Here is a 3,408-nt window from a genome sequence, read left to right as displayed (position 1 = left end):
CCGCCACGGCGTAGACAAGGCACGGCGAGAGCCAGCGCTGCGGCAAGCAGCAGCATGGTTGCCGAGAGACGGTCGAGCACGAGCACGATGCCGAACGGCGCGGGCCAGGCCCCGACCCGGTAGACGCGCGGCTCGCCATCGCTCGCAAGGTGATACAGCAGGATCGCAATCCCGACGAGCGCCACGGTCGCCGTGATCGAGACGATCCGCTGCATACGGATGTCCCGGCGCCACACCATGATCAAGAGAGCAGCCGTCAGCGCGGGCAGGATCGCCGGAGCAATGATCCAGTGGGTCATGAGCTGCGCGCCGCCGTCATTTGTCAGCCTCGGTTTCGGGCGCGAGGTCTTCTCCGGGAAGGTCAGCGGTATCGTTCTCGGTCTCCAGGAAGCCGCGCAGGGCGAGGACGACGATCAGCGCGGTCATGCCGAACGAGATCACGATCGCAGTCAGGACGAGTGCCTGGGGAAGCGGATCGGTATAAGCGTCGGCGTCGGAAATGATCGGGGGCCGGTCCACGACGAGCCGCCCGGCTGAGAACAGGAACACGTTCACCGCATAGGACAGCAAGGTCAGCCCGACGATGATCGGGAAGGTCCGCTGTTGCAGGATCAGATAGACTCCGACGGTTGTCATCATGCCGACGGCGCTGGCGACCAGAAGCTCCATGTCAGCTTCTCCCGTTGTCCGGGCTGACGATGCGTCCCTGCCGCAGCTGGACATCCATCGGGCCTTTCGGCACCGCCTCGGGCTCGGCACGCTCTTCGCGCGCGAGATCTGGGCGAGTGACAGCATCACCACGCCGACGACGGTCAGGAAGACGCCGAGATCGAAGGAACGGCGGAGGCGATCTCGATCTCCCCGATCAGCGGCAGGTCGACATGCGTGTAAGTGCTCGTCAGGAAAGGCCAGTCGAAGAACAGAGATGCGAGCCCGGCAAGGCCGGCGATGGCGACGCCGGCGCCGATCATGGCTTGGCTATCGATGCGGGCGCGCTGCGCGGCCCAGGCATACCCGCTCGCCAGATATTGCATGATGAGCGCGATGGCCACGACCAGGCCGGCAATGAAACCGCCACCCGGCTCGTTATGGCCGCGCAGAAAGATGAACACCGCCACGGTCAGCGCGAGCGGGAGGAGGATGCGCGTGGCCACGACGAGGATTAGGGGGTGGGCGTCCTTGCTCTGCAGCGGATGGCGGATCGACGCGAGGGTTTTTGCCGCGGCGCCTCTCAGCGCGTTGTCGAGAAGCGCGAAGATGGTGATCGCGGCGATGCCGAGGACGATGATCTCGCCGAACGTATCAAAGCCGCGGAAGTCGACGAGGATGACGTTGACCACGTTGGTGCCGCCGCCGCCGGGCTTGGCTTCGGCGAGGTGGTAATCGGAGATCGTTTGGAAGTCGCGCGTCAGGATGGCGTAGGTGAGGGCGCCGACCCCGAGACCGACCGCGGCGGCAAGTCCGCCGCGTCCCAGCCGTCCGGCCGTATCCGTCTCCGCGGGCGTCGTCTTCGGCAGCAGATTGAGCGCGAGCAGCAGGAGGATTGTCGTAACGACGTCGACCGAGATTTGGGTGAGCGCAAGGTCGGGCGCCGAGAACTGCACGAACATGAGAGAGACGATGAGGCCGACCCCGCTCGTCAAGATGAGGCGAACAGCCGCTCTCGATGGCAGAACAGCAGCGCGACGCAGATCGCGGCCAGCACGATCCAGGCGACGGCTGCGGGGAACGACATGGGAATCGTCGCCCTGGCTCCCGCCTCGTGCGGCGCATCCATGAAGCCGACGAAGCCGACTGCGACGATCGCGGCGATGATGACGCCGGCATAGCGAGGCAAGGAGCCGTTATGCGTGACCTCGATGATCGAGCGGGAGCCGTCAACCAAGGCGGAGATCACCGCATCGTAGATGCGCTTTGCCTCCGGCCTCGGGAAGGCAAGGCGGATTTGGTCGGCAGTGCGGTAGAAGGCGAAGAGGATTGCACCGCCCGCGAGAGCGATGAGGCTCATGAACAGGGCGGGCGTGAGGCCGTGCCAGATCGCGAGCTTATAATCGGGCAGCGGAGCGCCCACCACGGCGAGCGCCGTACGCTCGACGATTGGGCCCGCCATGAGGGCCGGAAGAACGCCGATGGCCGCGACCGGGACGATGAGGATGGCGACGGGAAGCCACATGCCGAACGGCGGATCGTGTGGCCGATGGGGGTAGTCGTCGCGCGGCGGCCCAAAAAACGTGCTGATGGCGAAGCGGAACGAATAGGCGGCGGAGATCAGTGCGGCGACAGTCGCCAGCACTGGAAAGAGCCAGGTGATCCCGGCATAGGCCGTGTGTGCGGCCTCCTCGAGCATCATCTCCTTGGACAGGAATCCGTTGAAGAAGGGGATGCCGGCCATTGAGGCTGCCGCGATCAATGACAATGTGGCGGTGATGGGCATCAGCGTGAGCAGGCCGCCGAGCCGGCGGATGTCTCGCGTGCCCGCCTCGTGGTCGATGATGCCCGCGCTCATGAACAGCGCCGCCTTGAAGGTCGCGTGGTTGAGGATGTGAAAGACCGCGGCGACCGCTGCGAGCGGCGTGCCGATGCCGAACAGCATGGTGACAAGCCCAAGATGACTCACGGTCGAGAAGGCGAGAAGAGCTTTGAGATCATCCTTGAACAGCGCGATCCACGCGCCGATGAGCATGGTGACGAGCCCGACCGGCGCGACGATGAGGAACCACGCATCCGTCGGGGCAAACACCGGCCACAGTCGCGCCATCAGGAAGAGCCCTGCCTTCACCATGGTCGCGGAATGCAAGTAGGCCGAGACGGGCGTGGGCGCAGCCATGGCGTGGGGCAGCCAGAAGTGAAACGGGAACTGCGCCGACTTGGTGAAGGCGCCGCCCAATATCAGCAGAAGCGTCGGCACGAGCAGTGGAGAGGATCTGATGAGGTCGCCGCGTTGTAGAATCTCGGTGATCTCGTAAGACCCTGCGATGTGGCCGAGCATCAGCATGCCGGCGATGAGGCTAGTCCGCCGCCGCCGGTAACGATGAGCGCCATCCGCGCGCCTTGCCGGGATTCGGGAAGCTCGCGCCAATAGCCGATCAGAAGGAAGGACGTGAGGCTCGTGAGCTCCCAGAAGACGAGCAGCAGGAGAATGTTATTGCTGAGGACGATGCCCACCATCGCCCCCTGGAACAGCAGCAAGTAGAAGTAAAAGAGCCCGAGCGGATCCGTCGAGCTCAGGTAGTAGCGCGCATAGAGAATGATCAGCAGTCCCATGCCGAGAATGAGCGCAGCAAAGAACAGCCCCAAGCCATCGAGGAAGAACGAGAAGGACAAGCCGATCATCGGCAGCCAAGGCACGCTCCAGGCCAAGACTTCGCCCCGGTAAATGGCCGGCGCCGCGGAAAGAAGACACATGAG

General features: G+C 64.5%; 1 protein-coding gene and 2 pseudogenes. All 3 read right to left on the bottom strand.

The genetic code is table 11. The features are described from left to right. Window positions 1-299, bottom strand: a pseudogene (locus AUC71_RS08270) (monovalent cation/H+ antiporter subunit D); the annotation flags it as partial. 16 nt (window positions 300-315) lie between these two features. Further along, the gene (locus AUC71_RS08265) at window positions 316-669 is read right to left on the bottom strand and encodes a Na+/H+ antiporter subunit C (RefSeq protein ID WP_069623884.1); all 354 of its coding nucleotides are present in this window, start codon (window positions 667-669) and stop codon (window positions 316-318) included. Window position 670: 1 nt separating this feature from the next. Then, a pseudogene (locus AUC71_RS22655) lies at window positions 671-3,408 on the bottom strand (monovalent cation/H+ antiporter subunit A); the annotation flags it as partial.

This window comes from Methyloceanibacter marginalis, from assembly GCF_001723295.1.
Lineage (GTDB): Bacteria > Pseudomonadota > Alphaproteobacteria > Rhizobiales > Methyloligellaceae > Methyloceanibacter > Methyloceanibacter marginalis.
This window is presented reverse-complemented; position numbering and strand designations above follow the sequence as displayed.

What these genes read in the sequence shown, in the direction of transcription:
- AUC71_RS08265 (WP_069623884.1), bottom strand. Translation starts at nt 669, where the DNA reads ATGGAGCTTCTGGTCGCCAGCGCCGTCGGCATGATGACAACCGTCGGA.